This is a genomic window from Nocardioides sp. S5, assembly GCF_017310035.1.
Taxonomy (GTDB): domain Bacteria; phylum Actinomycetota; class Actinomycetes; order Propionibacteriales; family Nocardioidaceae; genus Nocardioides.
The window spans coordinates 3,770,927-3,796,732 of the sequence record NZ_CP022296.1; the positions used below are offsets into that span (position 1 = coordinate 3,770,927).

Genomic DNA, 25,806 nt, shown 5'->3' on the forward strand with positions numbered 1-25,806 from the left:
GCCAGGCCCGGGCGCCCCGTTCCCTCTCTCCCCCGACCCAGGAGGTCCGGATGACATCCACTGACAAGCTCATCCAGATGGCGATCGCCGTCGTGCTCTTCTTCGCCGTGACCGGCCTGATCCTGGTCCTCACCGCCCGGCTGCGCTCGCGCAACGGGGAGCGGGTCCAGGCCGCCGCCTTCATCGCCCCCTCGCTCCTGCTGATCGCCGTGGGGCTGCTCTACCCGGCGGTCGGCACCATCTACCAGTCCTTCTTCGGCTCGTCCTACCAACCGATCCTCGGCGGCGGTAACGAGGGCAACTTCGTCGGCCTGGACAACTACCGCAGGATCTTCACCAACGGCGACCTGCTCCAGGTCCTGCAGAACACTGCCTTGTGGGTGGTGCTGACACCGCTGGTGGCGACGACCATCGGGCTGGTCTACGCGGTGCTCATCGACCGCTCGCGCTTCGAGAAGGTCGCCAAGGCGCTGATCTTCCTGCCGATGGCGATCTCCCTGGTCGGTGCGTCGATCATCTGGAAGTTCATGTACGACTACAAGGGCACCGACCAGGACCAGCTCGGCGTCCTCAACGCCCTGCTCAAGGCCGTCGGTTTCGACACCTACCGCTTCCTGCTCACCGAGCCGTGGAACACGTTCTTCCTGATCGTGATCATCGTCTGGGTCCAGGCCGGCTTCGCCATGACGATCCTCTCCGCGGCGATCAAGGCGATCCCCGACGACATCGTCGAGGCGGCCAAGCTCGACGGCGTCAACGGGCTCAAGCTGTTCCGCTACATCACGGTCCCCAGCATCCGGCCTTCGCTGATCGTCGTGCTCACCACGATCAGCATCACCACCCTGAAGGTGTTCGACATCGTCCGCACCGCCACGGGCGGCCAGTTCGGCACGAGCGTCCTGGCCTACGAGTTCTACGTCCAGAGCTTCCGCTCCTTCGACTTCGGGCTGGGTGCGGCGCTCGCGACGCTGATCTTCGTCCTGGTGACCCCGATCGTCGTCTACAACATCCGTCAGATGCGTCGCCTGGAGGCACGATGACCACCACGACACCCACGGCTCCGCAGGCCGGGCTCAAGACCGCTCCCCCCAGGAGCGCGAGCAGCGCGGCCCGGGAGAGCCTGTCCGGACGGTGGGCCTCGGCCGCGGCGATCGTGATCGCCGTGCTCTGGACCCTGCCCACCTTCGGCCTCCTGGTCTCCTCGTTCCGCCCGGAGGGAGAGGTCAAGACCAACGGCTGGTGGAACGCCGTCACCGACCCGCAGTTCACGCTCGACTCCTACCGGCAGGTCATCAGCGGCGCGGACATCGACCTGGCCACCTATCTGATCAACTCGGTGGTCATCACGATCCCCGCGGTCCTGATCCCGATCAGCCTGGCGGTGATGGCGGCCTACGCCTTTGCGTGGATCCCGTTCAAGGGCCGTGACACGCTCTTCGTCGCGGTCTTCGCGCTGCAGATCGTCCCCATCCAGGTGACGATGATCCCGCTGCTGCGCCTCTACGTGGACCCGCCGTTCAACCTGATGCCGCTGGCGGGCAACGATGCCCCGGGGGGCGGCTTCTACACCGTGTGGCTCTCGCACACGATCTTCGCGCTGCCGCTGGCGATCTTCCTGCTGCACAACTTCATGCGGGAGATCCCCGGGGAGCTGATCGAGTCGGCCCGCGTCGACGGCGCCGGGCACGTGCAGATCTTCTCGAAGATCATGCTCCCGCTGATGACGCCGGCGATCGCGGCGTTCGGCATCTTCCAGTTCCTGTGGGTCTGGAACGACCTCCTGGTCGCGCTCGTCTTCGCCGGCGGCAACCCGTCGGTGTCGCCGTTGACGGTGCGCCTGGCGGCCCTGGCCGGCCAGCGGGGAGAGGACTGGCACCTGCTGTCGGCAGGCGCGTTCGTCTCCCTGGTGGTCCCGCTGATCGTGTTCCTGTCGCTGCAGCGCTACTTCGTGCGCGGCCTGCTGGCCGGCAGCGTCAAGGGGTGAGCAGGCCGGCGGCGCCTCGCCCCTGAGCGGGCGCCGCCACCTGCTCGGCGAACCAGTGGTAGGACGCCTTGGGCGTCCGCGTGAGAGACGGAGAGGAGCGGTCGACGTGGACCAGGCCGAACGTCTTGGCGTACCCCTCGGCCCACTCGAAGTTGTCGAGGAGGGTCCACACGAAGTAGCCACGCACGTCGGCGCCGGCGTCGCGTGCCCGGTCCACCGCGGCCAGGTGGCCGCGCAGGTAGTCGATGCGGTCGGTGTCCTCGACCCGGCCGTCGACGACGTCGGTGTCGGCGCACGCGGCGCCGTTCTCGGTGATCACCAGCGGCAGCCCGGTGCGGCGGTGGGTGTCGACCAGCAGCTCCTCGAGCCCGCGGGGCTCGACCTCCCAGCCGATGTCGGTGCGCGGCTCGCGCACCGCCAGGTCGAGTCGTTCGACGCCGGGGTAGGCACCCTGCTCGGGGTGCTCGCCCTCGCCGGTCCCCAGCGCGGGCCGGATCGGCGTGTAGTAGTTGATGCCGAGCCAGTCGGCGGAGCCCTTGATCGCGTCGAGGTCGCCGGGGCGGACCAGCTCGGGGTCGGACAGGACGGGCGCGATCGCGAGCAGGCGCTCGTCGTACGCCCCGTCGACCAGCGGCCCCAGCCACACGCGGTTGCGGATGGCGTCGACGCCGTCGGCGACGTCCGCGGCCTCGGGCGACTCCGGCCAGACGGGCGCCAGGTTGAGCACGATCCCGACGTGGGCGCCCGGCAGCGCCTCGCGGGCCCAGGCGTGGCCCAGCAGCAGGTGGTGGGCGGCCCGGTGCCCGGCCGCGCCCTCGCTGCGGCCCGGCGCGTGCACGCCGGCGGCGTAGCCGAGGTAGGCCGCGCACCACGGCTCGTTGTGGGTCGCCCACGACGTCACCCGGTCGCCGAGTCGCTGGTGCACCACGCCGGCGTACTCGACGAACGCCTCGGCGGTCCGCCGCTCGAGCCAGCCGCCCTCGTCCTCGAGCGCCTGGGGCAGGTCCCAGTGGTAGAGCGTGGCGACCGGCTCGATGCCGGCCTCCAGCAGCCCGTCGACGAGGCGCTCGTAGTAGTCGAGGCCGCGCGTCTCGACGCGGCCACGGCCCTCGGGAAGGATGCGCGGCCACGCCAGGGAGAAGCGGTAGGCGTCCACCCCCAGGCCGCGGATGAGCGCGATGTCGTCCTCGACGCGGTGGTAGGAGTCGCACGCCTCGGCACCGTCGTCGCCGCCGACGACCCGGCCGGGCTCGGCGGTGAAGGTGTCCCAGATCGACGGGCCGCGGCCGTCCTCGGCCACCGCTCCCTCGATCTGGTAGGACGCCGTGGCGACGCCGAGGGACAGCGGGGACGGAGTGGTGGGCGTGTTCACGCTCACACCCTAGTGGCGCGGCGGAAGAGCGGACGCTGATGACCGGCGAGCCAGATCCCGCCCCCGGCACGCACACCGGCCAGGTCACCAGCCAGGTGAACATGGCCGACGTGGCGCGTCGGGCGGGGGTGTCGATCGCCACCGTCTCGCGTGCCCTGCGCGGGCTGCCCGGTGTCAGCCCGCGCACCCGCAGCCGGGTGCTGTCCACGGTCGAGGAGCTCGACTACGTCGTCTCCCCCGCCGCGTCCTCGCTGCGCGGCGCGACGCGTCGGGTCGCGGTCGTGCTCCCCCGCCTCGACAGCTGGTTCTCCTCCACGATGCTCGCCACCGTCGAGTCGACGCTGCGGCAGGCCGACCTCGACGTGCTCGTCTACCAGGTCGGCACCGAGGAGAAGCGCAGCCACTTCTTCCGCGACCTGCCCACCCGCCGCAAGGTCGACGCGGTCGTGCTGATCACCCTGCCGATCCGTGCCGAGGAGGAGGAGCGGCTCGACCTGATGGGCGTCGAGGTCGTCGTGGCGGGGTCACGGCTGCGCGACTTCCCCTCGGTCAGCGTCGACGACGTGGCGATCGGCCGTGAGGCGGTCGAACACCTGGTCGCGCTGGGCCACACCCGCATCGGCATGATCCGCACCAGCGACACCGACGGCGCCACGTGGGCCAGCGACGCGCACCGGCGCGCCGGCTACCTCGAGGCGCTGGCGCGCCACGGACTGCCGCTCGACCCGGCGCTCGTCGTGACGGCCGCCTACGGCGTGGACGCGGGCGCCGTGGGCATGGAGCAGCTGCTGGCGCTTCCCGACCCGCCGACCGCGGTCTTCTGCTACTCCGACGACATCGCGGTCGCCGCGACCACGTCGCTGCGCCACCACGGGCTGCGGGTGCCGGAGGACATGTCGCTCGTCGGTGTCGACGGCCACGCCCTCGGCGCCCTCTTCGACCTGACCACCATCGACCAGCACGTCGTCGAGCAGGCGCGGGCCGCGAGCACGATGGTGCTGGACCTCCTCGCCGGACACGACCTCGCCCAGGACCGCCTCACGCTCCCCACCCACCTGGTCGTGCGCGGGTCCACCGCGGCGCCGGCGCGCTCGCGCAGCAGCGGACGCCAGCAGGTCCGCCACTAGCCCGCGCGCGGTCCCTCAGTAGGTGCCGAGGTACTTGCGGGGCGTGCCGGGCGCGGGCAGGCGCTGCACCTGGACCGAGCCCATGAGCGCGACGCCGCGCACCCGCACGGTCGGCGAGTCGGGTCCCAGCTCGGCCGGCACCCGGTCCTTGGCCTCGCCGTAGTCGCCCATGATGGGCGTGCCGTCGACGACCACGTGCATGTGCGCGGGGACCGGGATCTTCACGTCGCCCATGATCGCGCTGGCGTTGATCTGGGTGTGCGGTCCGGCCAGGATCGCCTCGCGCAGGTCGAGCACGACGCTGCCCATCAGGGAGAACGCCGAGTGGTTCTCGGGGACGTGCCACACGCCGCGCCGCTTGCAGTCGCCCATGATCGCGACGGACGAGGCGTGGCCGACGGCGGGCACCCCGGACGGCGTACGCCGCACGGGAGCCGCAGCCGGGGGCGCGACCGGTCCGGCGGCCTGCAGGTCGAGGGTGATGGGCACCAGCTCGCCGTAGGTCTTGGCCTGCCAGGTCAGCTCCAGCCGCTCCTCGAGCTCGTCGAGGTCGATGCGTCCCTCTCCCGCGGCGTCGCGCAGCACGTCGGCCACGCGCTGGCGGTCGGCGTCGGAGATGCGCATCTGCGACGGGTCGTACGGGCGGTTCTCGATCTCCCCCATGCCGGTCAGGATAGCGAGGCCGCGCGGGACTGCTCCGTGACAGTCGTCAGGGGCCTGCGAAGTGCTGGTAGTCCTTGGAGCTGACCCATGAGCCGCCCCACTCCCAGCCGATGCGGTCGAACTCGCGGACCAGCAGGTCGCCCTCGCGGATCACCCCCGTCGGCACCGGCGCCGAGCGGCCGCGGTCGATGAAGGCGTAGCGGCGACCGGCCGGCGGGTCGATCGAGCCCGCGCGGACGTAGGGGTTCTGCACCGGGTTGATGTCGATGGCCGCCCCGCGCGCGTGGTCGGACCAGCTCGTCTGGCCCGCGACGCGTCGGCAGTTGTAGCCCGAGGTGTTGTTGTCGGCCATCGACGCGTCGTCGTCGCCGTCGTAGTGGTCGACGAGCCGCATCCGTGCGATCGGGTAGCCCACGTCGTACAACCTGCCGAAGACCTCGGTCACGTCGCGGGCGAAGCGGCGGTGCACCACCATCTCGCCGGTGCGGGCCAGGCCGCCGAACCCGCGGTAGGTCATGGTGAGGTGGCGCAGGTCGGCCAGCCTGACCGGGCAGCCCGCCCGGTGGCTGCTGCCTCGCATCCGGGCGGCGAGCTCGGCGTCGATCGGCGCGATGGTCGCTGCGTACTCCGGGTCGTCGGTCTGCGCCTCGCCGCGCTCGGCGCCCAGGCCGGCGCACCGCGCACCGGCCCGCCAGTCGCGGACGGCCGCGGACCGCGCCGCTCCCGTCACGGGCAGCGGACGGCCGTCAGCGGCGATGCGCGCCGGCACCCACTCCTCCTCGACCACGCCGTCGGCGTCGAGGCGCAGCACCAGCACGCCGGTGTCGGGCTGGCGCGAGTGGTACCAGACGAAGTTTCCCAGGCCGTAGGAGACGTAGGTGTCGCCGGAGAAGCCGGCGCCGCCGACCACGTGGGAGTGGCTGCCGACGACGACGTCGGCCCCCGCGGCCGCTAGGTCGCGCGAGAGCTCCCGCTGGCTCTGGGTCGGGCAGGCCTCGTTCTCCCGGCCCCAGTGGAGGTAGACGACCACCAGGTCCTGGCGCACGGACGCCTTCTCGACGGCGCCGAGGAGCTGGTCGGTACGACTTCCGCGGGCCGCGGCGATGCCGGGGGTGTCCGGGCCGGCGGACCACACGTCACTGCCGCCCTCGCGCTGCACGGTGTCGGCGCCGAGGAAGGCCACGTCGAGGCCGTCGACCCGGACCACGTGCGGCGCGAACGCCTCCGCGGCGTCTCGCCCGCCACCGACCACCGCGACCCGGTTGCGTCGGGCGGCCCGGATCGTGTCCGCCAGCCCCACCTGTCCGTAGTCGCCGGCGTGGTTGTTGGCGACGGTCACCACGTCGATGCCGGCGTCGGCCAGCGCGCCCAGCGCGCGGGGCGGGGTGCGGAAGTAGTAGCGGTCGGTGGCGAACTCCAGCTCCTTGGGGTCGCGGCGTCCCCGCTCGGTGACCGGCGTCTCGAGGTTCACCATCGCCACGTCGGCCGAGCGCAGCGTCCGCGCGATCGGGCCGAGGCCGCGCCGCAGCAGGGCGCCCACGTGCGCCTCGAAGTGGACGTCGCCCCCGAAGGCCAGGGTCACCTCGCCCGACGGCGTCGCCGGGGCCGCGGCCACGTCTTCGGCCACCCGGGCGGGGTCATCTTCCCCGGTGCGGGTGTCGGCGGGCGTGGCCGAGGTGCAGGCCGAGAGCGCGAGCGCGCACACCACCACTGCTGCACGGTGACGACCCCGTCCCTCCATCCCTCGATTGTGCCCCGGGGGTGGTTGAAGGTTTGTCCAGCCTTGCTCGGGCTCCGCCTCAGGCGGCGGCCGCGGCCAGGTGTCGCGACACCGCGAGAGCCGCCTGGCGACCCGCGCGGGATGCACCGACGGTGCTGGCCGAGGGCCCGTAGCCGACCAGCTGCACCCGCGGGTCCCGCACGGCCGTGGTCGCGCCCTGCACGTTGCCGCGCACCGGCTCGAGGGCGATCCCGCCAGCGGCCGAACGCAGGCCCAGCGGGGCCAGGTGGTCGAGCGCGGGACGGAAGCCGGTGGCCCACACGATCGCGTCGACCGCCTCGAAGCGGCCGTCTGCCCAGCGCACGCCGTCGGCCTCGATGCGCGCGAACACCGGCAGCCGGTCGTACGCCCCGAGCCGGGCCGCCTCCTGCTCCTGGGGCCGCAGCGCCAGACCGGTCACGCTGACCACGCTGGCCGGCGGCAGCCCGCGGCGTACGCGCTCCTCGACCGCGGTCACCGCGGCGAGCCCGGCGGCGGCGTCGAAGCCGTCCCTCCACACCGGCTCGCGCCGCGTCACCCACAGGGTGTCGGCCACCGGCGCGAGCTCGCCGAGGTGCTGCACCGCGGACGCACCACCGCCCACCACCAGCACCCTCCGGCCGCGGAAGTGCGCGGGCCCGGGGTAGTCGGCGGTGTGCACCTGCTCGCCCGCGAAGGTGTCGATGCCCGGGTAGTAGGGCACGAACGGCCGGGTCCAGGTGCCGGTGGCGTTGACCAGCGTGCGGGTCCGCCACTCCCCGCGGTCGGTCCGCACGACCAGCAGGTCGTCCTCGCTGTCGACGCGATCGACGCGCACCGGACGCACCACCGGCAGGTCGTGACGTCGCTCGTAGTCGTCGAACCAGTCCGGCACCACGACGTTGGCCGGCAGCCGTGAGACCTGCGGCGCCTCGGAGCCGGGGAGGTCCGCGACACCGTGCACGTCGTCCATGCCGAGCGACTCCCAACGGTGCTGCCAGGCGCCCCCGGCACGCGGGTTGGCGTCGAGCACCCGGTGCTCGATCCCGCGGCGACGCAGGAAGTACGACGACGCGAGGCCGGCCTGTCCGGCGCCGACGACGAGCGAGTCCCAGACCTCCACGCCGGCAGAACGCCCGGCGAGGAGCATCTATGCCCGCCTGTCGCCGCGCCCAGCACCGTGGCAGCCTCGGGGCATGGACACCGCCACTCGCGCCACCACCCTCCTCGAGCTCCACCACACCGGCTCCACGCTGGTCCTGCCCAACGTCTGGGACGCCTGGTCGGCGCGCGTCGTCGCCGACGCCGGCTTCGCCGCCCTGAGCATCGGCAGCCACCCGCTCGCCGACTCGCGGGGGCAGGGCGACAACGAGGACATGACGCTCGACGACGCCCTCGACGGCGTACGCCGCATCTGCTCGGCGGTGCCCGACGTGCCGGTCACCGCCGACATGGAGGCCGGCTACGGCGTCTCCCCCGCCGAGCTGGTCGAGCGGCTGCTCGAGGCCGGGGCCGTCGGCCTCAACGTCGAGGACACCGTGCACTCCGAGGGTGGCCGGCTGCGGTCGGTCGCCGAGCACGCCGACTACATCGGTGGGCTGCGCCAGGCGGCCGACGCGGCAGGGGTCGACCTCGTGGTCAACGCCCGCACCGACGCCTTCATCAAGGCCGACCGCTTCGAGGACCCGGTGGCCGAGGCGATCACCCGGCTCCGGGCCTGCGAGGAGGCGGGCGCCCGATGCGTCTACCCCGTCAAGGTCCCCGATGCCGCTTCCCTCCAGCGGATCCTCGACGCCCTGTCCGGGCCGGTGAACGTCATCGCCAACCCCCGCACGGGCTCGGCGGCCGGCTCGCTGGAGGACCTCCAGGTCATGGGCGTGCACCGGGTCACCTTCGGGCCGCTGCTGCAGAAAGAGCTGGCGCCCGACCTCGCCGCGCTCGTCGCCCCCTGGGCGTAGGACGCCGTCAGGCCACGACCAGGACGGGCACCGCAGCCACCTCGAGGCGTACGGCGTCGCCCGGCTGCAGCCGCAGCGCGTCCGGGCTGGCCAGCTGGGCGACGACGTCCGTCCCGTCGGCCAGGGTGCTGGTGACGCGCGACAGCGGGCCGAGGAACATCACGGTCGCCACGGTGGCGGTGCCGGCAGCGTCCGCCACCACCGACACCGACTCGGGCCGGACGAGCGCATGTCCCGCACCGGTCGTCGACCCGGGCAGGACCGGCACCTCGCGCCCCAGCACCGCGGCGACACCGTCCCTCACCTGGGCCGGAAGCCGGTTGCTGAGTCCGACGAACTCCCCCACGAAGCGGCTGGCCGGGGCGGAGTAGAGCTCGGCAGGCGGAGCCAGCTGCTCGAGGCGGCCTGCGTTCATCACTCCGACCCGGTCGGCGACGGCGAGCGCCTCCTCCTGGTCGTGGGTGACGAAGAGCGTCGTGGTGCCGACCTCGATCTGGACGCGCCTGATCTCGTCGCGCAGCTGCACCCGCACCTTGGCGTCGAGGGCCGACAGCGGCTCGTCGAGGAGCAGGACGGACGGCTCGATCGCCAGCGCCCGGGCCAGGGCCACCCGCTGCTGCTGGCCGCCGGAGAGCTGGTGGGCGTAGCGGTCTGCGTGCTCGCCGAGGCCCACCAGCTCGAGCATGTCGCCCGCGCGCCCACGACGGGTGGCGCCGTCGCGCCCGCGCATCTTGAGGCCGAAGGCGACGTTGTCGATCACCGTCATGTGCGGGAAGAGGCTGTAGGCCTGGAACACCATCCCCATGTCGCGCTTGCTGGCCGGCACCCGGGTCAGGTCCTTGCCGCCAACCGACACCGTGCCCGACGTGGCACGGTCGAGCCCCGCAAGGATGCGCAGCGCCGTGGTCTTGCCGCAGCCGGAGGGGCCGAGCAGGGCGACGAGCTCGCCGGGCGCGAGGTCCAGGGTGAACCCGTCCAACGCCTTCACGGGACCGTAGACGCGGGTGAGGTCGGACAGGGCGACGGCGAGACCGCGCGACGAGGTCTGGTCGGTCATGAGGAGACTCCTTGGTTGCGCCGGTGCCGGTCACGGCTGAGGAAGGTGAGGCCGACGAGCAGCACGGACACCAGCAGCATCGAGGCCAGCGCGGCGGCCATGGCAGCGGGCCCGTTGCTCTTGTAGAGGGCGGCCATCGCCACCGGCAGGGTGTCGAAGCGGAGCAGCGAGGCGAAGACGTACTCCCCGAGCACCAGGGCGACTGAGATGAACGCGGCACCGAGGATGCCGCCGGCGATGTTGGGCATGATGACCCGCACGATGACGGTGAACCACCCGGCGCCGAGCGACCGGGCCGCCTCCGACAGCGTGGTCGCATCGATCCCCGAGAGCGAGGCGTCCACGGCGCGGAACGAGTAGGGCAGCACCAGCACGACGTAGGCGAAGGTCAGCACCAGCGCGCTGTCGCCCAGCAGGTAGGTCACCCACGAGTAGACGTTGCCGATGCCCACCACGATCACCAGCGCCGGGATGGTCAGCGGGAGCAGGCACAGGAACTCGATCAGCCCCTTCGCGCGGGGGACGCGCAGCCGGACCCACACCATCGTCGGCACCAGCAGGGCGACCATCAGCACGACGGTGAAGAGCGCGAGCAGGAGCGAGGCGACGATCGACGAGCGCAGGTCCTCGTCGCGGAACATGAAGGTCCAGTTGTCCCACGTGCGCCCCGGGGCGCTTCCGCGGACCTGGGTGGAGAAGTCGAACATCGCCAGCAGCGGGACGAAGAAGTAGGCCGCGAACGCCAGCAGCAGCACTGCGCGGACGACGCGGGAGACGGGCGACGCCTTCATCGCATCCACCTCGACGTGCGCCTGAGGAGCAGGTTGTAGGCCACCATCACCATGGTCACCACGACGATCATCTCCAGCGCGAGCGCGTAGCCCACGTTGGCCTGGCCCAGGAGGACCTCGCTCGTGATGGCCTGGCGGATGAGGAGCGGCACGATCGGCTGCCCCTGGCTGACCAGCACGGCGGCAGTGGCGTAGGCCGCGAAGGCGTTGGCGAAGAGCAGCAGCAACGCGCCGAGGAAGGCGGGGGTCAGCAGGGGGATCGCCACGTGCCTCCAGTAGGCCCACGTGCTCGCGCCGAGGTTGACCGCGGCCTCGCGCCACTGCGGGCGCAGGCCCTCGAAGGCGGGAGCGAAGACGATCACCATGAGCGGGATCTGGAAGTAGCTGTAGACGACGACCAGCCCGGGAAGCCCGAAGAGCCAGCCAGAACCGTAGAGATCGACGCCGGTGAGCTCCATGACCGCGTTGGTGACGACACCCACCGGGCCGATGGTCGCGATCCAGGCGAAGGCGAGGACGACACCGCCGAACTGGGCGAGCACGCCGCTCACGGCGAGCGTGGCTCGGCGCGGCAGGCTGTGCGCGGGCATCGAGACGATGAGGTAGGCGAGGAGCGCGCCGAGCACGGCGCCGATCACCGCTGTGGACGCCGACAGGATCAGCGACCCCTTCAGCGCCGAGACGGCCGCGTCGCCCGTCAGGGCGTCGAGGTTGCCCAGCGTCAGCGCGCCGTCCTCGTCCTGGAACGCGCCGAGGACGACGGTGAGCGTCGGGACGACGAGGAACACCAGGACGAACACGAGGAACGGCAGCAGCGGAAGGGCGGGAGCGACGGCGAGCCGTCGTCCCCGCCCCTCAGAAGTGGTCGGCGTGCTCAGCGGATGGCCTTGGACCAGTTCGCTGCGAGGTACTCACCGGCCGTGACGGTCTGCTCGTCGGTCGGGACCACCGGGTCGCCGCTGACCTCCGGGAGGGCACCCCAGAGCTCGGCGTCGATCGTGCCGGCCTCGGCCATCGCGTCGCCGCGGACCGGGCGGGCGCCGCCCTCGAGCCAGAGGTTCTGCCCCTCGTCGCTGTAGAGGAACTCCTGCCACAGCCGCGCGGCGGCCGGGTTCGGCGCGTCGGCGTTGATGGCCTGGAAGTAGTAGCCGGCGACGACGGCCTCCTCAGGGACCACGGTCCTCCAGGTGTCGACGTTGGCCGCGGCGGCCGCGCCGAGGTAGTCCCAGTCGATGACGACCGGCGTCGTGCCCTGCTCGATGGTGGTCGAGTCGGGGTCGACGGTGAGGAAGTTGCCGGCCTCCTTGAGCTCGGTGAAGAAGTCCACGCCGGGTGCGATGTCGTCGGCGGACCCGCCGTTGGCGATGGCCGCCATCATCACGCCGCTGAAGGCCGCGCCTGCCTGCGTCGGGTCACCGTTGAGGGCGACCTTGCCCTCGAACTCGGGCCCCAGCAGGTCGGACAGCGACGTCACCTCGGGGACCACGGCCGAGTCGTAGCCGATCGACATGTAGCCGCCGTAGTCGTTGACCCAGGCGCCGTCCGCGTCCTTGAACTCGTCGGGGATGTCGTCCCAGGTCTCGACCTGGTAGGGCGCGAACATGTCGGTGTTGGCGAGGGCGACCGACTGGCCGAGGTCGAAGACGTCGGGCGCGCGGTCGGTGCCGGCGAGCTCGTTGGCGGCATTGATCTCGTCCTGCGAGGCGGCGTCGGGCTGGGCGGAGTTGACCTCGATGTCGTACTTCTCCTCGAAGGTCGAGATCACCTCGCCGTAGTTGGCCCAGTCCGGCGGGAGGGCGATGACGTTGAGCTCGCCCTCGTCCTGGGCGGCCCGGACGAGCTCGTCCATGCCACCGAAGTCCTCGGCCGACGTGGCCGCCGCAGCGTCCACCCCGCTCTCGGTGGTGGTGTCGTTCTCCTCCTCGGGAGCGGCGCAGGCCGCCACGGACATGAGCGTGGCCGTCGCCGTGAGCGAGACGAGCATCTTGCGGGTGTTCATCGGACCTCCAGTGAGCATCTGCCGGGGGATCGGCGGGGTGTGCCGCGCGGAGCCTCGTAGGTCCCGTCGTTGCGGAGGCTACTCCCGGATGGCCGCCACGCGTCCGACCAGTGAACACCCGGTCCTCGGTCGCACCGGTCCGGGCGCGCGGATGAGCCACTGGCGACGACCCCTGAGCGCTAGGCTGCCGCCGCGCTGGACCGTCGTCGGCGTCCGCGGCCCCGGCAGGGCCGACCTGCGGGGGTCCTGACATGCGGATCGTGCTGTTCCTCGTCCCACTCGTGCTGGGCATCTACTGCCTCGTCGACGCAATCACCAGCCGCGACGACGAGGTGCGCCACCTCCAGAAGACGTGGTGGGTCCTGCTGATCCTGTTCTTCCCCGTCGTCGGGTCGGTCGCCTGGCTCGTCGCCGGACGACCGCAGCGCGGCCCGCGCCACCACGGTCCCCACCAGCAGGCAGCGAGCGCCTACCCCGAGTACGACCGTCCCGGTCGTTTCGCGGCATCGGACCCGGCTGCGGACGAGGAGTTCCTGCGGAAGGTGAGTGAGCGCGCGGAGAGCCAGCGGCGCGGCACGGCGAAGCCGGAGCCGGCACCGGCGCCGCAGGTCGTCATCGACGAGGGCGTCCTGGACGCGGAGTCGGAGTCCTTCCTGGTCTCCAGCGCCGCCCCGGAGTCGGCCGTGGTCGCAGCGATCAGGCGGGCCAACGACCGGTTCATGCTCGTGGACGAGCTAGGGCGCGAGCACGCCGACGGCGCGGCGCTCGACGCCGCGTTCGAGGCCCACGACGAGGGGGACCTCTACACCCCCAACTACACCGCCGACCCGGTCGTGACCGATGCCGGCGTCCGCGGCTACGTCGACTGCAAGGGCGGGATCGATCCCGCCATGGGAGAGACGATGCGCCGGATCCTGCGCGAGGAGCTCAGGAAGCTCGGGGCGAGCGTGCACGTCCGGGAGCACGACGGGACCTGAGCCGCGTCGCACCACGGCCCGAGCGCGGCGTACGCTCAGGTCCCGTGACGACCGCTGCCGCCGGCCCCGAGTTCCACTACTCCGACCTCCTCCCCACCGCCGGGTCCAACGGCGCGGACGAGACCCCCTACCGGTTGATCACCACCGAGGGCGTCTCCACGACCGAGGTCGACGGACGCACCTTCCTGAAGGTCGAGCCCGAGGCGATCCGCCGGCTCACCGAGGAGGCGATGCACGACATCAGCCACTACCTGCGCCCCGGCCACCTCGCGCAGCTGCGCAAGATCATCGACGACCCCGAGGCCTCGGGCAACGACCGCTTCGTCGCGCTCGACCTGCTCAAGAACGTCAACATCTCCGCCGGCGGCGTGCTGCCGATGTGCCAGGACACCGGCACCGCGATCGTGATGGGCAAGAAGTCCGAGGGCGTGCTGACCGGCGCCGACGACGGCGAGGCGATCAGCCGCGGCGTGTACGACGCCTACACCCGGCTCAACCTCCGCTACTCCCAGCTCGCGCCGCTGACGACCTTCGAGGAGAAGAACACCGGCACCAACCTCCCGGCCCAGATCGAGCTCTACTCCACCCCCGCGAAGGACGTGCCGGAGTACAAGTTCCTCTTCATGGCCAAGGGCGGCGGGTCGGCCAACAAGTCGTTCCTCTTCCAGGAGACCAAGGCCGTCCTCAACCCGACGCGCCTGATGGAGTTCCTCGACGAGAAGATCCGCTCCCTCGGCACCGCCGCCTGCCCGCCCTACCACCTCGCCGTCGTCATCGGCGGCACGAGCGCGGAGTTCGCGCTCAAGACCGCGAAGTACGCCTCCGCGCACTACCTCGACGACCTCCCGACCGAGGGGTCGATGAGCGCGCACGGCATCCGCGACGTCGAGCTGGAGGAGAAGGTCTTCGAGCTGACCCAGTCCTTCGGCATCGGCGCGCAGTTCGGCGGCAAGTACTTCTGCCACGACGTCCGGGTCGTGCGCCTGCCCCGCCACGGCGCCTCGTGCCCCGTCGCGATCGCCGTCTCGTGCTCGGCGGACCGGCAGGCGCTCGGCAGGATCACGCCGGAGGGCGTCTTCCTCGAGCAGCTCGAGACCGACCCGGCGCACTACATGCCCGACGCCGGCCTCGCCCACGACATCGAGGGCGGCGCGGTCGTGCCGATCGACCTCAACCAGCCGATGCCGGACATCCTCGCCGAGCTGTCGAAGCACCCGGTCAAGACCCGCCTCTCGCTGACCGGGCCGCTCGTCGTGGCGCGCGACATCGCGCACGCCAAGATCAAGGAGCGCCTCGACGCCGGCGAGGAGATGCCGGCCTACCTGAAGGACCACCCGGTCTACTACGCCGGTCCGGCCAAGACCCCTGAGGGCATGCCGTCGGGCTCGTTCGGCCCGACCACCGCCGGACGCATGGACTCCTACGTCGAGCAGTTCCAGGCCGCGGGCGGCTCGATGGTGATGCTCGCCAAGGGCAACCGCTCCAAACAGGTCACCGAGGCGTGCGGCACGCACGGCGGCTTCTACCTCGGCTCCATCGGTGGCCCGGCCGCCCGCCTCGCCCAGGACTGCATCCGGTCCGTGGAGGTCGTGGAGTACGAGGAGCTCGGCATGGAGGCGGTCTGGAAGATCGAGGTCGAGGACTTCCCCGCCTTCATCGTCGTCGACGACAAGGGCAACGACTTCTTCACCGACCCGTCCGGAGCCGTGACCGTGCCGCTGAGCTCGTTGACCGGAGCCGGGATCCGGGTGCGCTCGGCGGAGTAGTCCCTCAGCCCGCGGTGAGGCGGTCGGCCAGTGACGCGGCCGCCGCGCCGGGCTGGTGGCCGAGCGCCTCGGCACCCTCGATGCGCCCCTGGTGGGCACCACCGAGGAGGACGGTCGTCGAGGTGCAGATCGCCTCCACCGCCTCGCGGACCGCCGGGAGGTCCTCGACCGTCGGGACGGCGAGCACCACGGCGTCCGGGCCCAGCTCGCGCACGGTCTCGACCCAGGCCTCGACGGGCAGGTCGGCCCCGAGGTAGGTGACCTGCACCCCGCGGCTGCGGAGCACCATCGCGAAGCCCATCACGCCGAGCTCGTGACGCGAGCCGCGCGCCAGCCCGACCAGCACACGAGGCGACTCACCGTCGGGGTGCGGGAGCTGGTGGAAGGCCTGCGAGAGGCGTCGCAGCACCGCGGCGCTGACGAAGTGCTCCCCGGCCACCGTCACGTCACCGCGCTGCCAGGCCTCGCCCAGCCGCACCAGCGAGGGCATCAGCCACTCGTCCACCACGTCGGCGAGGTCGGCCTGCGCGAAGACCTTGTCCAGGGTGCTCTCGAGGCGCACGAGGTCGAAGCCCTGCCCGCAGGTCACGAGCTCGTCGAGGTGCGACAGCGGCGAGCCCGGGGGCGGTGCGGCGCCGGCGATGGCGCCCGACCGGTCCTCGAGGACCCTCCTGGCGGCCTCGCGCGGGGCCCACCCGGAGTCGACGAGGTCACGCATAACGGCCAGTCGCCGCACCGCCTCGTCGTCGTACAGGCGGTAGTTGCCCTCGGAGCGCACGGGCTCGACGACCCCGTAGCGCTGCTCCCACTTGCGGAGCGTCTCGCGGGGTACGCCGGTGAGCTGCGAGGTGCGGCCGACGGTGTACACACCCCAAAAGGTACACCACGTTGGACAAACCCTGTACATACCCTCTACGTTCAGCTTACCCACAACAGTGGACAAACTGTGGACAACCCGGGAGCGCGACATGTCGGACACCTACCAGCTCACCGCAGAGGACCAGCGCCTCGGCGTGTGGCTGCGCTCCGCCGGCATCACAGTCATCGCCGCCGCTGCCCTCGGCTCGGTCCTCTACGCCCACCCGGCCGCCTCCGAGGTGCCCGGCACCGACAGCACCTGCCAGATCAAGGTCGTCGGCGACGCCTGGACCGGCCAGGGCTGCGAGGACGCAGCAGAGGGAGCCGCGGAGAGCGCCGCGAACTGAAGTCGTCAGGCCCGCACAGGGATGCCGCTGAGCCGGTGTGCCAGCGCCACGGCCGCCGCACCCGGCAGGTGGCCGAGGTGCTCCCCCGCGGCCACCGCGTCCTGGTGGGCCCCGCCGAGCAGCACCTGCGTCAACGCCCCGAGGGCCTCCGCCGCCTCGCGCACCGCGGGCAGGTCCTCCACCGACGGCACGGCGAGCACGGCGGCTGCGGGCTCGATCAGCCCGACCGCCCCGAGCCAGGCCTCCAGCGGCAGGTCCGCGCCGAGGTAGGTGACCGCGACGCCACGCGAGCGGAGCACCGTCGCGAAGGCGAGGACACCCATCTCGTGCCGGGACCCGCGCGCCAGGCCGACGACCACGCGAGGACTCGCAGGAGGAGCAGGCGGGAGCGTCTGGAAGAGCAGGCCGAGCCTGCGGTGCACCGCAGCCGTCACGAAGTGCTCGCCGGCCACCGACACCTCGCCGCGCTGCCACGCCCGCCCCAGGCCACCCAACGCCGGCATCAGCCAGTCGTCGACGACGCGAGCGAGGTAGGGGTCGGCGAAGGCGCCGGCGAGCAGCCGCTCCAGCCGCGGGACGTCGAAGTCGACCGCGCACGCCACGAGCTCCTCGACGCGCGCGTCGGTGCTGGTCGCCTCCCGGCGGGGCAGCTGCGCCTCAGCCGCCGCCGGGTCCTCGACCACGTGCCGCGCGGCCTCCTGCGCCGACCACCCGGCGTCGACCAGGCTGCGCATGACGCTGAGGCGGCGCACCGCGTCGTCGTTGTAGAGCCGGTAGTTGCCCGCGGACCGCTGCGGGACCACCACGCCGTAGCGCTGCTCCCACTTGCGCAGCGTGCCGGTCGGCACGCCGGTGAGCTCAGCGGTCCTCCCGACGGTGTACACCTGACCACCGTAGAACGCGAACGGCCCCGCGAGAAGGACTTTCGCACCGTCCGCCAGCACCCCGGGGTGAGGCCCCACCGCCGCGACGTGGGCAGGATGGCGGAGTGGACAGTGTGGACAGCGTCGAGATCGCCCGGGCCGAGACCGAGCGCGGAGAGGTCGTGCTGCGCCGTCGTACGTCCGACAGCGCCGCCGACGTGCTGGAGCTGCGCGTCAACGGCGTCTTCGTGATGGACACCCTCGAGACGACCAGCGAGATCGAGCTGGCCGCGCAGGCGCTCGCCCTCGTCGAGCAGCCCTCGTCGGTGCTCATCGGCGGTCTGGGGCTGGGCTTCACCCTCCAGCGTGTCCTCGCCGACCCCCGCGTGGAGCGCGCGGTGGTGGTCGAGATCGAGGAGGTCCTCGTCCGCTGGATGCGCGACGGCACCGTGCCCCACGGCCCCGCGGTGCTCGCCGACACCCGCGCGACGGTGCTCAACGCCGACATCACGATGGCGATCGCCGAGGCCCGCTCGACCTACGACCTCGTGCTGCTCGACGTCGACAACGGACCGGGCTACCTCGTCCACGACGGCAACGAGTCGGTCTACGAGGCCGAGTTCCTCACCCGCTGCCGCGAGCTGCTGAGCCCCGGCGGGGTGCTCGTGGTGTGGTCGGCCAGCGCCGCACCGGAGCTGCTGGCAGTGCTGCGCGACGTCTTCGGAGCAGCCGAGGAGCAGGCCCACCACGTGCTGCTCCAGGACCGTCCCGAGGACTACTTCCTCTACCTCGCACGCCGCACCTGAGGCCTCAGCGCAGGAACGCCTCCAGCACCGGGCCGGCGGTCTGCGACCCCGAGACGCCGGTCTCCACGAACACCGCCACCGCGAGGTCGCCGCGGGTGGCGATCATCCAGGCGTGGGTGGGCAGGTCACCGGCCGCACCGGGCTCGCCGTACTCCGCGGTGCCGGTCTTGGCCCCGACCTCCCCCGGTACGTCGAGCAGGAACCGCCCCGAGCCCGTGGTCACCACGGCCCGCATCAGCCCGCGGAGGGTGCCGGCCTCCTGGCCGGTCAGCGGCACCTCCGGCGCCACCTGCTGCACCTCGTGGTCCGGCAGCAGGACCGGCAGGACCGTGCGGCCCGCGGCGACGGAGGAGGCGACGGTGGCCATCGCGAACGGGCTGGCGAGCACCGTCCCCTGGCCGATCAGGTCGGCCGCAGCGCCGGTCTCGGTCTCGGCCGGCGGCACCTGGCCGAAGTAGACGCCGAAGCCGAGGTCGTGGTCGACCCCGAGCCCCAGCGCGGCCGCCGCGGCGGAGAGGTCGCCCGGGCCGAGGCGGTCGGCGTTGGCGATGAGGGCGGTGTTGCACGACTGCGCGATCGCCTGGACGAAGGGGATGTCGCCGAGCGCGGAGGACGGGTAGTCGTCGTAGTTCTTGAAGGAGCGGCCGTCGACCACCGTGGTCGCCGGGCAGGACACGGTGTCGTCGACGGCGAGCCCGCTGCGCAGCAGCGCCAGCGAGCTGACCACCTTGAAGGTCGAGCCCGGGGCGTACTGCCCGGTCGCGGCGAGGTCGGCGCCGGCGGCGCCCTCGCCGTTGGCGGTGGCGAGGATCGCCCCGTCCGAGGGACGGATCGCGACCAGCGCCGCAGCCGGAGCACCGGCGCCGAGGGTGGCGAGCGCGTCCTCTGCACGCTGCTGGAGGTCCGGGGACAGCGTGGTGACCAGGTCGGCGCCATCGGTGGCCGGCACCTCGAAGAGCGTGCGGAGCACGTCGTCGGCGCCCCGGGCGACCACGGCCGTGCCGGGACTGCCGCGCAGCTGGTCGTCGTAGCGCGCCTGGAGGCCGGACAGCCCGACCTCGTCGCCGGCGACGATGCTGCCACCGGACTCCTCGACCACCTCGGCGGTCGCGGGGCCCACGCGGCCGAGCAGGGCTGCGGCGAACTCGCGGGTCGGGGCCAGCGGGAGGGTGTCGCGCACCGCGAGGGCGCCGGGCACCCGACGGAAGGCGGGCAGCACGTCGAGGGCGTCGTCCTCGCGGAGCACCACCGCCTCGACGAAGGCCTCTGCCCCCATCGCCTCCGCGCGCTCGGCGTACGCCGCCGCGTCGACGTCGAGGATGCGGGCGATCCGCCGCGCGCTGCGCGCGACCTGCGGGCCCTCGACCTTCGTCTTGTCGAGGCCGTAGCGCAGGACCGGGCGCTCGGTGACGAGCACCGCTCCCCCGTCGCCGGTGATGTCACCGCGCTGGGACGTCAGCGTCCGCAACCCGACCGTCTCGCCCTCGGCGAGCCCGGGGGCGAACGCCTCGGGAGACCACTCGACCCGCCACTCCTGGGGGTCCTCGCCGCCCTGCGCGAGGCGTACGGAGGTGTCGTACTCCCAGGGCGCGTCGGCGGTCACGTCCCACCGCCACGCGAGCGTGACGTCGGCCCAGCCCTCCTCCTCGACCACCTCGACCGAGGTGGCCTCGACGGCGACCGGCACCTCGTCGAGTGGCGCGACCAGCTCGGCGAAGGCGGTCCTCTGCGCCTCGTCACCCAGCGGCACCTCACCCAGCGAGTGCTCCGAGAGCGCCGCGGCGAGGTCGTCGGCGAGGTCGGCGGCGGGGTCGGTGTCGTCGCCGCCGAGCGCGGAGCAGGCCGAGGCGACCCCCACGAGCACGGCGGTCATCCCGAGACGGAGTGAGCGCATGGCTCCATCGTGCCGGGGTACGGTCGATGTCGTGAGCGAGACACGCACCGAGCACGACTCGATGGGCGAGGTCGAGGTTCCTCGCGAGGCACTCTGGCGGGCGCAGACGCAGCGCGCGATCGAGAACTTCCCGATCAGTGGCCTGACCCTCCAGCCGCGCCACGTCCAGGCGCTGGCGCACGTGAAGGCGGCGGCCGCGAGCGCGAACGCCGCGCTCGGCGTCGTCAGCCACGAGCAGGCCCATGCGATCGTGGCGGCCGCCGACGCGATCGTCGCCGGGGAGCACGACGGCGAGTTCCCCCTCGACGTGTTCCAGACCGGCTCGGGCACCAGCTCCAACATGAACGCCAACGAGGTGATCGCCACCCTCGCCGCGCAGGCCGGCGTCGAGGTGCACCCCAACGACCACGTCAACGCCTCGCAGAGCAGCAACGACACCTTCCCGACGAGCATCCACGTCGCGGCGACGCTGGCCGTGGTCGACGACCTCGTCCCGGCCCTGGAGCGCCTCGCGTCGTCGTTCGAGGCGAAGGCCGAGGAGTTCGCCGACACGGTCAAGGCCGGGCGCACCCACCTCATGGACGCCACCCCGGTGACCCTCGGCCAGGAGATGGGGGCGTACGCCGCCACGCTGCGCCTCGGCGTCGAACGGCTCGAGGCGGTGCTGCCGCGCGTGCGCGAGCTGCCGCTGGGCGGCACCGCGGTCGGCACCGGGATCAACACCCCCGCCGCCTTTGCCGAGCGCGCCATCGCTGCGCTGGCGGAGCGCACCGGGCAACCCTTCACCGAGGCTCGCGACCACTTCGAGGCCCAGGGCACCCGCGACTCGCTCGTCGAGCTGTCCGGGGTGCTGCGCACGGTCGCGGTCGGCCTGACCAAGATCTGCAACGACCTGCGCTGGATGTCGTCGGGACCGACCACGGGCCTGGCCGAGATCCACCTGCCCGACCTGCAGCCCGGGTCGAGCATCATGCCCGGCAAGGTGAACCCGGTCCTGCCCGAGGCGACCCTCATGGTCTGCGCCCGGGTGGTCGGCAACGACGCGACGATCGCGTGGGCCGGCGCGTCGGGCAGCTTCGAGCTCAACGTGATGATGCCGGTGATGGCGCACGCGCTCCTGGAGTCGGTCCACGTCCTGTCCACGTCGACGGTCCTGCTCGCCGAGCGCTGCGTCGACGGCATCACTGCCGACAGCGAGCGGATGCGGCGCTACGCCGAGTCGTCGCCGTCGGTCGTGACGCCGCTCAACGCGCACATCGGCTACGAGCAGGCCGCCACGGTGGCGAAGAAGGCGCTCGCCGACGGCGCGACCATCCGCGAGACGGTGATCGCGATGGGCTTCGTCCAGCGCGGCGAGCTCACCGAGGAACAGCTCGACGCAGCACTCGACGTGGACTCGATGACCGGACGCTGAACCGCTCTTCCTCTTGACCTTCATACCCCCCGGGGGTATGTTCCGAACCATGGAACACACCACCCGCCACGACGTGCACCCCGAGGGGGACCACGACTCGCACCACGACATGCACCACGACATGGGCACCAACGCCATGGCGCTCTCCGCAACCCTGCTGCCTCACCGGCTGCGCCATCGGCGAGATCCTCGGCCTGATGATCGGCACCGCGCTCGGACTGGGCACGTGGGCCACGATCGGGATCGCGGTGGGCCTGGCCTTCCTCTTCGGCTACGTCCTGTCGACGCTGCCGCTGCTGCGGGCCGGGCTCGGCGTCGGCGCCGCGCTCGGCATCGTGCTCGCCGCCGACACGCTCTCGATCGCGACGATGGAGCTGGTCGACAACTCCGTCATGGCCCTGGTGCCCGGCGCGATGGAGGCGGGCCTGGTCAACCCGGTCTTCTGGCTGTCGATGATGCTCGCGCTGACCGTGGCCTTCTTCGCGGCGTGGCCGGTCAACCGCTACCTGCTGGCCCGCGGCAAGGGCCACGCGCTGACCCACGAGTACCACGGCGCCGAGCCCAGCGGGGCCCGTCGCTTCATCCCCGACCTGGCGACGCCGACGCTGGTGGCCGCCATCACGGCCTTCATGCTCGGCGGGCTCGTGGTCTCCGTCGCCGACGACCTGGACGCGGAGCCGACGTCGCCGCACTCGGCGTCCGCGCTCCGATGAGGACCGTCCCGATCAGTACCAGTTGTTGCCCTGCTTGAAGCTCCACGCGCTGCACGGGGTGCCGTAGGTGTCCTGGATGTACTCCAGCCCCCACCGGATCTGGGACTCCGCGGAGGTCATGTAGTCGGCCGGCAGGTCGTGGAGCTGCGTCAGCGCCTGCGGGATGCCGTACGCCGACGACGTCGGGTTGTCGGCGTCAACGCGCCAGTCGGACTCGCTGACGTAGAGCGAGTCGAGGCAGGAGAACTGGTCGGAGGAGAAACCGTACGCCGGCAGCAGCGCGCGGGCGATGTCGCGCGGGTCGCCCTCGGACAGCGTCTCGGAGCGGGTCACTGCGGAGCCCGCGGACATCGCGAGGGCCGTGGCCTTGGTGGCGTCGGTCCGGCGCGCGGAGCGGGAGACCGTCGTGCGCTCCCGGGGCTGCTCGGCTCCGGCCGCGCCGCCGCCGGCCACACCGGACCCGTCGGTGGCCTGCGTACCACTGGAGACCTCGGCGGCCGTCGGCTCGGCGACGTCGGCAGCAGCCGGGGTGAGCACGTCGGGGTCCTGCGCAGCCAGGCCGCCGCTGACGCTCACGCCGGTCGCCGCGGCCGCGAGGCCGGACAGGACGAGGCCGGTGCGCAGGGCTCGGCGCGGGGCACGCGCGGCCTTGTGCTTGCCAGGGGCGCGGTGCGTGGGGACGTACGTGTCGGGCTTGGGCACGAGAGCTCACGGGGGTCGACGACGGGGGTGCACGCGCCACGAGGACGCGCGGTCGACCGTCCCGGCCCCGGGCGACGGAACGAGGTGCTGGCACGGTCCCCCGACCCTGCCGACGACCAAGATCACGAAACGGTCACGAGCAACCATGCATGAGGCGCGGAGGCCGTGCAAACCGAACCCCACAACTGCTCACGCGTCATCCGTCACATGGGCCCCTGGGGTCGCTCCGACCCCATCCGCCCCTCGGTGCGCGGTCCGGGGCGCGCCTTCGGGATCCCCGGTCGGCCGGTGATCCCGCACGTTGTCGGCCTTTGCAGAGCCTGACAACCTACGGAATCACCGGCCAGCCGGGGATCCCTCGAGGGGGCAGCCCTCAGAGCGTGACGTCCTCCAGCATCTCCGTCACGAGCGCCGCGATGGGCGAGCGCTCGGAGCGGGTGAGCGTGACGTGGGCGAAGAGCGGGTGGCCCTTGAGCTTCTCGACCACCGCCACGATGCCGTCGTGGCGTCCGACGCGCAGGTTGTCGCGCTGCGCGACGTCGTGGGTGAGCACGACCTTGGAGTTGGCGCCGATGCGCGAGAGCACCGTCAGCAGCACGTTGCGCTCCAGCGACTGCGCCTCGTCGACGATGACGAAGGCGTCGTGCAGCGACCGGCCGCGGATGTGCGTCAGCGGCAGCACCTCGAGCATCCCGCGGTCCATCACCTCGTCGATGACGTCCTTGCCGGTGAGCGCGCCCAGGGTGTCGAAGACGGCCTGGGCCCAGGGCGACATCTTCTCGTTCTCCGAGCCGGGGAGGTAGCCGAGCTCCTGGCCGCCGACGGCGAAGAGCGGGCGGAAGACGACGACCTTCTTGTGCTGGCGACGCTCCATCACCGCCTCGAGCCCGGCGCACAGCGCCATCGCCGACTTGCCGGTGCCGGCGCGCCCGCCGAGGGAGACGATGCCGACCTCGGGGTCGAGGAGCATCTCCAGCGCCACCCGCTGCTCGGCCGAGCGGCCGTGGATGCCGAAGGCGTCGCGGTCGCCGCGCACCAGGTGGACCCGCTTGTCGGCGCCGACCCGGCCCAGGGCCGTGCCCCGCTCCGACAGCAGCACGAGGCCGTTGTGGCACGGCAGGTCGCGCGCGTCCGCGAGGTCGATGACGCCGTCCTCGTAGAGCTCGTCGAGGTCGGCGGCCGGCACCTCCAGCTCCGTCATGCCGGTGTAGCCGGAGTCGCTGATCGTCTCGGCGCGGTACTCCTGGGCGTCGAGGCCGACGGCCGAGGCCTTGATCCGCAGCGGCAGGTCCTTGGACACCAGCGTGACGCGGTGGCCCTCGTTGGCCAGGTTGCGCGCCACCGCGAGGATCCGGGTGTCGTTGTCGCCCAGCCGGAAGCCCGAGGGCAGCGAGGCGGCGTCGGTGTGGTTGAGCTCGACGCGGAGGCTGCCGCCCTGCGAACCGATCGAGACCGGCTCGTCGAGGCGGCCGTTGACGACCCGCAGGTCGTCGAGCGCCCGCAGCGCCGCCCGGGCGAAGTAGCCCAGCTCGGGGTGGTGGCGCTTGCCCTCGAGCTCGGTGATCACCACCACGGGGAGCACGACCTCGTGCTCGGCGAAGCGGGTCAGCGCGCCCGGATCGGCGAGCAGGACGCTGGTGTCCAGGACGTAGGTCTGACGGTCACCGCTGGTGGAGCCGGGCGATGCGGAGCTGGATGAGGACTTGCTGGCCACGACTAACCCCTTGCTGCGGGTCGGCGCGCGCACTCCTCGCCCGGCCCGTGTCATTCAACGGACCGGAGAGCTCCCATTCGAGTGCTCAAGGCTGCCTCCCGGTTCAGCAGGCTTCCCCACCTGCCGATGTCGCGAAAGTACGCCCGCCGGCGGGCCGATCCGGGGCGACACGCCCGAACGCGAGGTGACGCCTCGGATGACGTCTGGCGACCAGCGGGTCAGCCGCCGAAGCGGCGCTCGCGCGCGGCGTACGCACGGATCGCGCGCAGGAAGTCGACGCGGCGGAAGTCGGGCCACAGCGCCTCGCAGAAGTAGAACTCCGAGTTCGCCGACTGCCACAGCAGGAAGCCGCCCAGGCGCTGCTCGCCCGAGGTGCGGATCACGAGGTCCGGGTCGGGCTGGCCCTTGGTGTAGAGGTGCTCGGCGATGTGCTCGACGTCGATGAGGTCGGCGAGCTCCTCCAGCGAGGTGCCGCGCGTGGCGTGCTCGGCGAGCAGTGCGCGTACGGCGTCGGCGATCTCGCGGCGCCCGCCGTAGCCGACGGCGACGTTGACCAGGATCCCTTCGATGTCGCGGGTCGCCTCCTCGGCGGCCTTGAGCCGGGCGGCGGTCTCGGGCGGCAGCAGGTCCAGGGCCCCCACCGGGTGGATGCGCCAGCGACCGGCCTCGGCCAGCGACTCGACGGCGCCCTCGATGATCGTCAGCAGACCGGTGAGCTGCTCGGGCGGTCGGTTGGTGAGGTTGTCGCTGGACAGCAGCCACAGCGTGACGACCTCGACCCCGACCTCCTCGCACCAGCCCAGGAGCGGGCGGATGTTGTCGGCCCCGGCCTGGTAGCCCTCGGCGGTGTTGAGGCCGACGGCCTTGGCCCAGCGCCGGTTGCCGTCGAGCATGACGCCGACGTGCTTCGGGATCTGGTCGGTCGGGAGGAACTTCACCACCCGGGACTCGTAGGCCGGGTAGAGCACCCGTCGCACCGCGTCCTTGAGCCTCACCACCCACCGATGGTAGCGCCGTGTGACGGAGGCCTCCGCGTCGCTCGCGTGCGCGCGTCACCGCTGAA

The 25,806-nt window shown here is 72.3% G+C and carries 24 protein-coding genes; 10 read left to right on the forward strand and 14 right to left on the reverse strand.

Going from position 1 to position 25,806, the window contains the following annotated elements; all coding sequences use genetic code 11:
• The first annotated feature begins 50 nt into the window (after positions 1–50).
• Together CFI00_RS18650 and CFI00_RS18655 are read left to right on the forward strand one after the other, a co-directional pair.
• Positions 51–1,040, forward strand: coding sequence for a sugar ABC transporter permease (locus tag CFI00_RS18650; protein WP_207082484.1), 990 nt, complete (start codon positions 51–53; stop codon positions 1,038–1,040).
• Positions 1,037–1,984, forward strand: a complete 948-nt coding sequence (locus CFI00_RS18655) for a carbohydrate ABC transporter permease (RefSeq protein WP_207082485.1) — start codon at positions 1,037–1,039, stop codon at positions 1,982–1,984. The genes CFI00_RS18650 and CFI00_RS18655 overlap by 4 nt, the downstream gene beginning before the upstream one ends.
• Here CFI00_RS18655 and CFI00_RS18660 read toward each other — a convergent pair.
• Positions 1,974–3,356 carry a GH1 family beta-glucosidase gene (locus tag CFI00_RS18660; RefSeq protein WP_242532495.1) on the reverse strand — a complete coding sequence of 461 codons (1,383 nt, stop codon included), beginning with the start codon at positions 3,354–3,356 and terminating at the stop codon, positions 1,974–1,976. The two genes, CFI00_RS18655 and CFI00_RS18660, sit on opposite strands and share 11 nt — an antisense overlap.
• A 38-nt stretch (positions 3,357–3,394) precedes the next feature.
• Here CFI00_RS18660 and CFI00_RS18665 point away from each other — a divergent pair, with 38 nt between their 5' ends.
• On the forward strand, positions 3,395–4,483 hold the full coding sequence (locus CFI00_RS18665) for a LacI family DNA-binding transcriptional regulator (RefSeq protein WP_207082487.1): 1,089 nt from the start codon (positions 3,395–3,397) through the stop codon (positions 4,481–4,483).
• A 15-nt stretch (positions 4,484–4,498) separates the two neighbouring features.
• Here CFI00_RS18665 and CFI00_RS18670 read toward each other — a convergent pair whose 3' ends face one another.
• From CFI00_RS18670 to CFI00_RS18680, 3 genes are read right to left on the reverse strand one after another with little or no spacing between them, the layout of a single operon-like run.
• Positions 4,499–5,146, reverse strand: a complete 648-nt coding sequence (locus tag CFI00_RS18670) for a DUF1707 domain-containing protein (protein WP_207082488.1) — start codon at positions 5,144–5,146, stop codon at positions 4,499–4,501.
• A gap of 46 nt (positions 5,147–5,192) precedes the next feature.
• On the reverse strand, positions 5,193–6,887 hold the full coding sequence (locus tag CFI00_RS18675) for a CapA family protein (RefSeq protein WP_207082489.1): 1,695 nt from the start codon (positions 6,885–6,887) through the stop codon (positions 5,193–5,195).
• Positions 6,888–6,945: 58 nt separating this feature from the next.
• Complete coding sequence (locus CFI00_RS18680) at positions 6,946–8,034, reverse strand: NAD(P)/FAD-dependent oxidoreductase (RefSeq protein ID WP_242532496.1); 1,089 nt, start codon at positions 8,032–8,034, stop codon at positions 6,946–6,948.
• Between the two features lie 46 nt (positions 8,035–8,080).
• Here CFI00_RS18680 and CFI00_RS18685 point away from each other — a divergent pair, with 46 nt between their 5' ends.
• Positions 8,081–8,842: an isocitrate lyase/phosphoenolpyruvate mutase family protein gene (locus CFI00_RS18685; protein ID WP_207082490.1), complete on the forward strand. Its 762-nt coding sequence runs from the start codon at positions 8,081–8,083 to the stop codon at positions 8,840–8,842.
• A 7-nt stretch (positions 8,843–8,849) separates the two neighbouring features.
• On the opposite strand, the gene CFI00_RS18690 is transcribed toward CFI00_RS18685, so the two are convergent.
• From CFI00_RS18690 to CFI00_RS18705, 4 genes are all read right to left on the reverse strand, one after another.
• The gene (locus tag CFI00_RS18690) at positions 8,850–9,899 is read right to left on the reverse strand and encodes an ABC transporter ATP-binding protein (protein WP_207082491.1); all 1,050 of its coding nucleotides are present in this window, start codon (positions 9,897–9,899) and stop codon (positions 8,850–8,852) included.
• A complete protein-coding gene (locus CFI00_RS18695; RefSeq protein WP_207082492.1) occupies positions 9,896–10,690 on the reverse strand; it encodes an ABC transporter permease subunit in 795 nt (264 codons plus the stop codon). The genes CFI00_RS18690 and CFI00_RS18695 overlap by 4 nt, the downstream gene beginning before the upstream one ends.
• On the reverse strand, positions 10,687–11,490 hold the full coding sequence (locus CFI00_RS18700) for an ABC transporter permease subunit (RefSeq protein WP_242532497.1): 804 nt from the start codon (positions 11,488–11,490) through the stop codon (positions 10,687–10,689). Before CFI00_RS18700 ends, CFI00_RS18695 begins: the two co-directional genes overlap by 4 nt.
• Before the next feature lie 74 nt (positions 11,491–11,564).
• Positions 11,565–12,689: an ABC transporter substrate-binding protein gene (locus tag CFI00_RS18705; protein ID WP_242532498.1), complete on the reverse strand. Its 1,125-nt coding sequence runs from the start codon at positions 12,687–12,689 to the stop codon at positions 11,565–11,567.
• Positions 12,690–12,940: 251 nt separating this feature from the next.
• Between CFI00_RS18705 and CFI00_RS18710 the strand changes: the two genes are divergently transcribed.
• On the forward strand, positions 12,941–13,666 hold the full coding sequence (locus CFI00_RS18710; protein ID WP_207082493.1) for a PLD nuclease N-terminal domain-containing protein: 726 nt from the start codon (positions 12,941–12,943) through the stop codon (positions 13,664–13,666).
• Between the two features lie 44 nt (positions 13,667–13,710).
• Entirely contained in the window at positions 13,711–15,432 is a 1,722-nt protein-coding gene (locus CFI00_RS18715) for a fumarate hydratase (protein WP_207082494.1), read from the forward strand.
• A gap of 4 nt (positions 15,433–15,436) precedes the next feature.
• On the opposite strand, the gene CFI00_RS18720 is transcribed toward CFI00_RS18715, so the two are convergent.
• Entirely contained in the window at positions 15,437–16,300 is an 864-nt protein-coding gene (locus CFI00_RS18720) for a MerR family transcriptional regulator (RefSeq protein ID WP_207082495.1), read from the reverse strand.
• Between the two features lie 100 nt (positions 16,301–16,400).
• On the opposite strand from CFI00_RS18720, the gene CFI00_RS18725 reads away from it, so the two are divergent.
• The gene (locus CFI00_RS18725; protein ID WP_207082496.1) at positions 16,401–16,637 is read left to right on the forward strand and encodes a hypothetical protein; all 237 of its coding nucleotides are present in this window, start codon (positions 16,401–16,403) and stop codon (positions 16,635–16,637) included.
• Between the two features lie 5 nt (positions 16,638–16,642).
• Here the strand turns inward: CFI00_RS18725 and CFI00_RS18730 are convergent, their stop codons facing one another.
• Entirely contained in the window at positions 16,643–17,521 is an 879-nt protein-coding gene (locus CFI00_RS18730; RefSeq protein WP_207082497.1) for a MerR family transcriptional regulator, read from the reverse strand.
• A 104-nt stretch (positions 17,522–17,625) separates the two neighbouring features.
• On the opposite strand from CFI00_RS18730, the gene CFI00_RS18735 reads away from it, so the two are divergent.
• On the forward strand, positions 17,626–18,306 hold the full coding sequence (locus CFI00_RS18735) for a hypothetical protein (RefSeq protein WP_242532499.1): 681 nt from the start codon (positions 17,626–17,628) through the stop codon (positions 18,304–18,306).
• A gap of 4 nt (positions 18,307–18,310) precedes the next feature.
• On the opposite strand, the gene CFI00_RS18740 is transcribed toward CFI00_RS18735, so the two are convergent.
• Positions 18,311–20,200 (reverse strand): penicillin-binding transpeptidase domain-containing protein, encoded by a 1,890-nt coding sequence (locus tag CFI00_RS18740; RefSeq protein WP_207082498.1) that lies wholly within the window; start codon positions 20,198–20,200, stop codon positions 18,311–18,313.
• On the opposite strand from CFI00_RS18740, the gene CFI00_RS18745 reads away from it, so the two are divergent.
• On the forward strand, positions 20,199–21,614 hold the full coding sequence (locus tag CFI00_RS18745) for a class II fumarate hydratase (RefSeq protein ID WP_207082499.1): 1,416 nt from the start codon (positions 20,199–20,201) through the stop codon (positions 21,612–21,614). The genes CFI00_RS18740 and CFI00_RS18745 overlap by 2 nt on opposite strands.
• Before the next feature lie 197 nt (positions 21,615–21,811).
• Positions 21,812–22,327 (forward strand): DUF4396 domain-containing protein, encoded by a 516-nt coding sequence (locus CFI00_RS18750; protein WP_207082500.1) that lies wholly within the window; start codon positions 21,812–21,814, stop codon positions 22,325–22,327.
• Positions 22,328–22,339: 12 nt separating this feature from the next.
• Here CFI00_RS18750 and CFI00_RS18755 read toward each other — a convergent pair whose 3' ends face one another.
• The 3 genes from CFI00_RS18755 to CFI00_RS18765 all read right to left on the reverse strand — a co-directional run bounded on the left by CFI00_RS18755 (position 22,340) and on the right by CFI00_RS18765 (position 25,741).
• Entirely contained in the window at positions 22,340–23,029 is a 690-nt protein-coding gene (locus CFI00_RS18755; RefSeq protein WP_207082501.1) for a lytic transglycosylase domain-containing protein, read from the reverse strand.
• Between the two features lie 373 nt (positions 23,030–23,402).
• Entirely contained in the window at positions 23,403–24,743 is a 1,341-nt protein-coding gene (locus CFI00_RS18760; RefSeq protein WP_207082502.1) for a PhoH family protein, read from the reverse strand.
• Between the two features lie 218 nt (positions 24,744–24,961).
• The gene (locus CFI00_RS18765) at positions 24,962–25,741 is read right to left on the reverse strand and encodes an isoprenyl transferase (RefSeq protein ID WP_207082503.1); all 780 of its coding nucleotides are present in this window, start codon (positions 25,739–25,741) and stop codon (positions 24,962–24,964) included.
• Positions 25,742–25,806: the final 65 nt, after the last annotated feature.

Bases quoted from the DNA above. Each gene is read 5' to 3' on its own strand.
- CFI00_RS18745 (WP_207082499.1), top strand. From the start codon at position 20,199: ATGGCTCCATCGTGCCGGGGTACGGTCGATGTCGTGAGCGAGACACGC.
- CFI00_RS18675 (WP_207082489.1), bottom strand. From the start codon at position 6,887: ATGGAGGGACGGGGTCGTCACCGTGCAGCAGTGGTGGTGTGCGCGCTC.
- CFI00_RS18670 (WP_207082488.1), bottom strand. From the start codon at position 5,146: ATGGGGGAGATCGAGAACCGCCCGTACGACCCGTCGCAGATGCGCATC.
- CFI00_RS18685 (WP_207082490.1), top strand. From the start codon at position 8,081: ATGGACACCGCCACTCGCGCCACCACCCTCCTCGAGCTCCACCACACC.
- CFI00_RS18710 (WP_207082493.1), top strand. From the start codon at position 12,941: ATGCGGATCGTGCTGTTCCTCGTCCCACTCGTGCTGGGCATCTACTGC.
- CFI00_RS18750 (WP_207082500.1), top strand. From the start codon at position 21,812: ATGATCGGCACCGCGCTCGGACTGGGCACGTGGGCCACGATCGGGATC.
- CFI00_RS18650 (WP_207082484.1), top strand. From the start codon at position 51: ATGACATCCACTGACAAGCTCATCCAGATGGCGATCGCCGTCGTGCTC.
- CFI00_RS18680 (WP_242532496.1), bottom strand. From the start codon at position 8,034: ATGCTCCTCGCCGGGCGTTCTGCCGGCGTGGAGGTCTGGGACTCGCTC.
- CFI00_RS18655 (WP_207082485.1), top strand. From the start codon at position 1,037: ATGACCACCACGACACCCACGGCTCCGCAGGCCGGGCTCAAGACCGCT.
- CFI00_RS18705 (WP_242532498.1), bottom strand. From the start codon at position 12,689: ATGAACACCCGCAAGATGCTCGTCTCGCTCACGGCGACGGCCACGCTC.
- CFI00_RS18665 (WP_207082487.1), top strand. From the start codon at position 3,395: ATGACCGGCGAGCCAGATCCCGCCCCCGGCACGCACACCGGCCAGGTC.
- CFI00_RS18740 (WP_207082498.1), bottom strand. From the start codon at position 20,200: ATGCGCTCACTCCGTCTCGGGATGACCGCCGTGCTCGTGGGGGTCGCC.
- CFI00_RS18695 (WP_207082492.1), bottom strand. From the start codon at position 10,690: ATGAAGGCGTCGCCCGTCTCCCGCGTCGTCCGCGCAGTGCTGCTGCTG.
- CFI00_RS18725 (WP_207082496.1), top strand. From the start codon at position 16,401: ATGTCGGACACCTACCAGCTCACCGCAGAGGACCAGCGCCTCGGCGTG.
- CFI00_RS18690 (WP_207082491.1), bottom strand. From the start codon at position 9,899: ATGACCGACCAGACCTCGTCGCGCGGTCTCGCCGTCGCCCTGTCCGAC.